General features: G+C 67.2%; 9 protein-coding genes and 1 pseudogene. 6 read left to right on the top strand and 4 right to left on the bottom strand.

Annotated features, from left to right (window positions below):
* Positions 1-301: 301 nt before the first annotated feature.
* The 4 genes from AB0M08_RS47110 to AB0M08_RS47125 are packed head-to-tail and all read left to right on the top strand — an operon-like array spanning position 302 to position 1681.
* On the top strand, positions 302-733 hold the full coding sequence (locus AB0M08_RS47110; RefSeq protein WP_364508802.1) for a phage holin family protein: 432 nt from the start codon (positions 302-304) through the stop codon (positions 731-733).
* Complete coding sequence (locus AB0M08_RS47115; RefSeq protein ID WP_364508805.1) at positions 730-1086, top strand: DUF3618 domain-containing protein; 357 nt, start codon at positions 730-732, stop codon at positions 1084-1086. The genes AB0M08_RS47110 and AB0M08_RS47115 overlap by 4 nt, the downstream gene beginning before the upstream one ends.
* Positions 1083-1352 carry a DUF4235 domain-containing protein gene (locus AB0M08_RS47120; RefSeq protein ID WP_364508808.1) on the top strand — a complete coding sequence of 90 codons (270 nt, stop codon included), beginning with the start codon at positions 1083-1085 and terminating at the stop codon, positions 1350-1352. The genes AB0M08_RS47115 and AB0M08_RS47120 overlap by 4 nt, the downstream gene beginning before the upstream one ends.
* A gap of 23 nt (positions 1353-1375) precedes the next feature.
* Positions 1376-1681 (top strand): hypothetical protein, encoded by a 306-nt coding sequence (locus AB0M08_RS47125; protein WP_364508809.1) that lies wholly within the window; start codon positions 1376-1378, stop codon positions 1679-1681.
* A gap of 167 nt (positions 1682-1848) precedes the next feature.
* On the opposite strand, the gene AB0M08_RS47130 is transcribed toward AB0M08_RS47125, so the two are convergent.
* Complete coding sequence (locus AB0M08_RS47130; RefSeq protein WP_364508812.1) at positions 1849-2235, bottom strand: NAD(P)H-dependent oxidoreductase; 387 nt, start codon at positions 2233-2235, stop codon at positions 1849-1851.
* Between the two features lie 263 nt (positions 2236-2498).
* Here AB0M08_RS47130 and AB0M08_RS47135 point away from each other — a divergent pair, with 263 nt between their 5' ends.
* Complete coding sequence (locus tag AB0M08_RS47135; RefSeq protein WP_364508814.1) at positions 2499-2678, top strand: hypothetical protein; 180 nt, start codon at positions 2499-2501, stop codon at positions 2676-2678.
* Between the two features lie 42 nt (positions 2679-2720).
* On the opposite strand, the gene AB0M08_RS47140 is transcribed toward AB0M08_RS47135, so the two are convergent.
* A complete protein-coding gene (locus AB0M08_RS47140; RefSeq protein ID WP_364508819.1) occupies positions 2721-3698 on the bottom strand; it encodes a TIGR03557 family F420-dependent LLM class oxidoreductase in 978 nt (325 codons plus the stop codon).
* 362 nt (positions 3699-4060) lie between these two features.
* On the opposite strand from AB0M08_RS47140, the gene AB0M08_RS47145 reads away from it, so the two are divergent.
* Positions 4061-4411 carry an ATP-binding protein gene (locus AB0M08_RS47145; protein WP_364508821.1) on the top strand — a complete coding sequence of 117 codons (351 nt, stop codon included), beginning with the start codon at positions 4061-4063 and terminating at the stop codon, positions 4409-4411.
* A 22-nt stretch (positions 4412-4433) separates the two neighbouring features.
* Here AB0M08_RS47145 and AB0M08_RS47150 read toward each other — a convergent pair whose 3' ends face one another.
* Together AB0M08_RS47150 and AB0M08_RS47155 are read right to left on the bottom strand one after the other, a co-directional pair.
* Positions 4434-4553: a hypothetical protein gene (locus AB0M08_RS47150; RefSeq protein WP_364508817.1), complete on the bottom strand. Its 120-nt coding sequence runs from the start codon at positions 4551-4553 to the stop codon at positions 4434-4436.
* Positions 4554-4561: 8 nt separating this feature from the next.
* Positions 4562-4708, bottom strand: a pseudogene (locus AB0M08_RS47155) (STAS domain-containing protein); the annotation flags it as partial.
* Positions 4709-5153 lie beyond the last annotated feature (445 nt).

Raw genomic sequence — 5153 nt, forward strand, 5'->3', positions numbered from 1 at the left:
CTCAACGCCTTCGACCTTGCCTTCGAAGGACGCCTCACCACAGGCCGTAACTGACCTTCAAAAAATCGAGTTACACCGTTTTCTTGACACTCCCCCGTGAGGTCTACGCCTATTTCAATAACGACGGCGAAGGACGCGCCGTCCGCGACGCCGACGGCCTGCACCGGCGTGTGCCCGCCGAGAGCCTGAGCATCAGCTGGCCCGGACCGCCGTTTAGAGCCGGCTGTCATGACATGTGATCCGTGTTTCGCCAGCGTGGGGGTGGGGCACCCGATAGCCAGCGAGCGAGGAGGCGCGTGTTGTGACGACGAATACGGCGCATGGCGGTGGGCCGGCCGAATCGGCTTCGACAGCCGATCTGGTGAGTCAGGCCGCCACGCAGATATCCACTCTGGTCCGCGACGAGCTGGCCCTGGCCAAGCTTGAACTGGCTGAGAAGGGCAAACGGGCCGGCATCGGCGGTGGCCTGTTCGGTGGCGCCGCCGTGCTGGCCTGGTTCGGGCTGGGACTGCTGTTGACTCTGGCGGTGGTGCTGATCGATCTGGTGTGGCCGCTGTGGGCGGCCGTGCTGGTCGTCATGGTCGTGGTGTTCGCCGCCGCCGCGGTGGCCGCGCTGCTCGGCAAGCAGAAGCTCAAGGCCGCCACACCCCCACTGCCCAGCGACGCCGTCGCCGGCGTGCAGGCCGATGTCCGCACCGTCAAGACCGCAGCCCAGACAGGACGGCACGCATGAGCACCCCGCCCAGCGACCCGCAGCAGCTGCGGACCGAGATCGCCCAGACCCGCGCCGACCTCGGCGCGACCGTGCAGGCCCTGGCCGCCAAGACCGACGTCAAAGCCCGAGCCCGGCACTCCGCCGCCGACCTGGCCACACGTGGCCGACAGCAGCTGGCCGCCGCCCGCGACCGGGTCGCCGCGACCACCACCGCCGGCGCCGCCACGGCTCGGCGAACGGCCATGACGGTGCAGTCGAAGGCCGTCGAGACCGCCCGTCGGCCCAAGGTGCGTCGTAACGCCGTCCCGGTCGCGGCCCTCGTCCTGGCCGCAGCCGGAATCGCGCTGATCATCCGGGGGCGGCGCGCGTGAGTCTCGCTACCAAGATCGCCTACAAGCCCGTCGGTCTGCTCCTCGGCGCGGGCGCCGGCCTGGCCGCCGGGCTGCTGTTCAAGCAGGCCTGGCGCTTGGCCGGACACGACGACGACGCACCGCACGCCACCGATCCCGACCGCGGCTGGGGCGAGATCCTGCTCGCCGCCGGCCTGCAAGGCGCGATCTTCGCCATCGTCAAGGCCACCGTCGACCGCGCCGGCGCCATCAGCGTCCACAAAGCCACGGGCGCCTGGCCCGACTGACCTGAAGAAACGGAGCAACCCCCATGAAGGTCTTCAAACTCGCCGTCGGATTCGCCGCCGGCTACGTGCTCGGCACCCGCGCCGGCCGCGAGAAGTACGAGCAGATCGCCGCGACCGCCCGCAAGGCGAGCACGCACCCCACCGTGGTCCAGGCCCAGGAGAAGGCGAAAGCGCTGCTGGCCACCGGTCAGGAGAAGATCGCCGCGAAACTCCCGCACGACCGACCGGAGACCACGATCCAGCCCACCATCGTGAGCACTCCGGCTCCGGCTCCGGCTCCGGCGGCTCGGACCAAGCCGACCCCGGTCAGCACCACCGCACTGCCGTAACTCGCCAACGCTCCGAGCCCCCTGCCAGGTCCTGTATCCACGACCCGGCAGGGGCTCCGCCGTCTCCCGGCTGCCTGCTGACGGCATCAACGGCATCACACAGCGCCGGCTACGAACCTTCTACACGATGTGAGGCTCGTTCTCGTACACCGCGCGGCCGCCGCGGTTCAGCTCGCCGGAAAAGGACTTCCGGACAGCAGACGGGCCAGGTGAGCGGCATTGGCCGCGAGCGTGGCGGTCGCATTTCCGGTGGTCTCCGGTTTGGGGCCGGCGTCCTGGTAGTCGAGTTTCTGCATGGCCTCGCCCACCCAGTAGGTGCTGCCGGCAGCCGGGACAGTGAAGCCGACGTCGTTGAGGGCCTGGAAGACCTCGGCGGCGACGTGGTGGGCGCCGTCCTCGTTACCGACGACCGCGACCTTGCCGTACATCGACGGCCGCCCCTGCTCGTCGGTCTCAGCCAGTTCCGCGTCGAGACGTTCCAGAGCCATCTTCGCAACACTGGACGGCTGACCCATCCAGATCGGCGTCGCGATGACCAGAATCTGCGCGGACAAAAGCTTTGCGCGGATCTACGGCCACGCGTCACCGTCGCCCTCATCGGCGGAGACACCGAACCGCACGTCATGATCGACAATCCGGATGACCTCGCCTTCGACGTCATGGTCAGCGAGCGCGGTCAGCACCTCTCGCCCGAGCAAATCCGAACTCGACGAGGTCGGCGACGGCTTGAGTGAACAACCGAGGCATCACCGAATGCCCCACTGATCTCCGTGAAACAGGATCGGTGATACCACTCCTTTCGACGGGTAACATCTAATTGATCCCGCTCCTGATCGGCCGCCGACGCAACCCGCGCCCGACGTCCTGCATCGGCTTGACGTGTGCCGGCACCACGGCCGCCGAATTGACGAAGGTCAGCGCCGTCGTGGTCTACGACGACCCCGCCGCCCTGTCGGTCGCTCTCCATGCCTCGGCTATCGCCGCGGTGAAGCGGTAGCCCGGAGCTGGGCGTCGCAGCGCCCCCACCCGTCGGCTGATGTCAGACCATCTTGCGGAGTCGCTCCAGCAACGGACCGGCCGCCTCCTCCAGGAACCGCTGTTGCAAGGCGTCGCCGACCTGGACCAGCGCCACGTCGGTGAAGCCTGCCTCCCAGTACGGTTTGACACTCATCGCCAGCTCGTCGAGGTCGGGACCGCACGCGATCGAGTCGGCGATGTCGTTCTTGCGGACGAACTGGCTGGCGCCCTCAAAACCGGCAGGAGTGGGCAGGTCGGCGTTGACGGCCCAGCCGCCGCCGAACCAGCGGAACTGCTCATGGGCGAGATCGATCGCCTGCTGCTTGTCGGGCGCCCAGCAGATCGGGATCTGACCGATGGCCCGCGACTTCGCCGCTCCGCCCGGACGGGCCTTGGTCCATTGCGGGACCAGGTCACCGTCCGGTTCCACCGCGACGAGGTGGTCACCCAGGGGCGCGAACCGTTCGATCGACTTGCTGCCGGAGACGGCCAGCGCCAGCGGCACGCCCCCTGCGGGCGCGTCCCAGATCCGGGCCGAGTCGACTCGGAAGTAGTTGCCCTCCCAGGTGACCAGTTCACCGGTGTGCAACTGGCGGATGATCGTGACGGCTTCCTCGAGCATGTCCTGCCGCTGGGCGACCGGCGGCCAGCCCTCGCCGGTGATGTGTTCGTTGAGGTTCTCGCCGGCACCCAGCCCGAGAATGAACCGGCCGTCCGACAGCTCCTGCAGGGTCGCAGCCTTCTGCGCCACCACGGCCGGGTGGTACCGCTGGATCGGGCAGGTCACGTAGGTCGCCAGCTCAACCCGTGAGGTGGCGTGCGCGACCGCGCCGAGCACCGACCAGGCATACGGGGAGTGGCCCTGCTCGGTCAGCCACGGCGAGAAATGATCACTGGAGACTTCGAAGTCAAAGCCGACCTTCTCCGCCGCAACGGCGTACCGCACCAGGTCCTTCGGGCCACTCTGCTCCGTCATCAACGTATATCCGAAACTGACCACGTCCGGCCATCCCTTCATGCTTCACGCGTTGTCATTCGTCGGCTACCGCCTGCCCGCCTGCCCTCCGACTAAACCGGCCGGTCAAAGACGGTTTGGCAATCGCTGCCGAGGCGGTTCGCTGACGTGGAACCTGCACAGCACGAACGCGTCGCCGGGCAGAAATTTTGCGATATGTTGCGATCGGTGAGCGTCGTGCAATGGGACTGTTCCGTCTGGCCTCTGTTCAGGCGGTCAGTGGGAGCGTTCTGGCATCGGTGTCCGGGAAGTGGGCAAGATATACAGTCATGACGGGGTGGGTGATGCGGCGTCCGCCGGACGGCGACGAGGAACTCGCTCGGTGGATCGTCGGCGGGGCATCGCAACTGCGGGTACTTCGCGCCGGGCTCGAGCGGGCTGTCACGGATCATACGGTGAAGACCGATCGGCAGGATCTTACGGAGCGGATCACGATCGTTGCCACTGAGCTGGCCGGCAACGCGTTACGTCACGGCCGGCCGCCCACGGTCGTGCTCCTACGGCGCACGGAGGGTCACCTCGTCGTCGAGGTCCTCGACAGCGACGTGGACGCCACTCCGGCGGTCGACTCTCAGCGGCCGAGTGGTGACGGAGGTCTCGGGCTCCTGCTGACCGAGCGGCTGGCCCACGACGTCGGCTGGTATGCGACCGGGACCGGCGGCAAAGGAGTGTGGGCCGCCTTCGCGCTGGCCCGGTGACCCAGGCCCGCTTTGGTGCTGGTCAGCCTGAGATCAGGATCTCGTCCAGGCCGGTCACCGTCAGAATGCGCCGGGCTGCGGGGCTCGGTTCGACCACACTGAAACCACAGCCGTTGTCTCGCGCGTAGGTGAAGCTGTTCACCAGCACGCCTACGGTGCTGGAGTCGAGTCCAAAACGCGCACCTGGGCCATGTCGACGCGTACGGCGGTGACCTCCGGCGCCTGGATCTGATCGAGGAGCAGTTCCTGCAGCGTTCCCACGCATGCGGGGTCAAGTTCACCGCTGACCGCCAGCGTCGAGACGCCGTCTCAACAGATCATCTCGTGACGCCAGACCGGGACGACTGCATGCCCTGCTTGTCGGCGCTCACCGAATGTTCCCGTCGAGGGCTGATTCGCTCACGTAATTGACCTAGTCGTCGCTCGTCGTGCCTGGTCATCCCGCTCGTGATGTTCGTCGAGGATGCGACGAGCGTTCGGTCGGAGTTATCAAGATCCTCTTGGTTCTTCGCTCATGATCTGCGCCCGACGGCTCCTGGCGGCTGGGGAGCGGATGGCGAGGAGGACGTTCCATGTGATCGATATAACCGAGATACTGGCGCACTGGTACGCGGGCCGGTCTCAGTACGACGTGGCGGGTTCGCTGGGGGTCAAGTCCCCGGAAGTGGTGTAACGGCTGATCTTTCGAGTTGTGCTGGTTAGAAGGGCTGTTCGCCGGGTTGGACGGTGACGGGCTCACCGG

The organism is Actinoplanes sp. NPDC051851 (assembly GCF_040681165.1).
Lineage (GTDB): Bacteria > Actinomycetota > Actinomycetes > Mycobacteriales > Micromonosporaceae > Actinoplanes.

Coding starts and splice junctions, on each gene's coding strand:
- AB0M08_RS47115 (WP_364508805.1), top strand. CDS start 730: ATGAGCACCCCGCCCAGCGACCCGCAGCAGCTGCGGACCGAGATCGCC.
- AB0M08_RS47125 (WP_364508809.1), top strand. CDS start 1,376: ATGAAGGTCTTCAAACTCGCCGTCGGATTCGCCGCCGGCTACGTGCTC.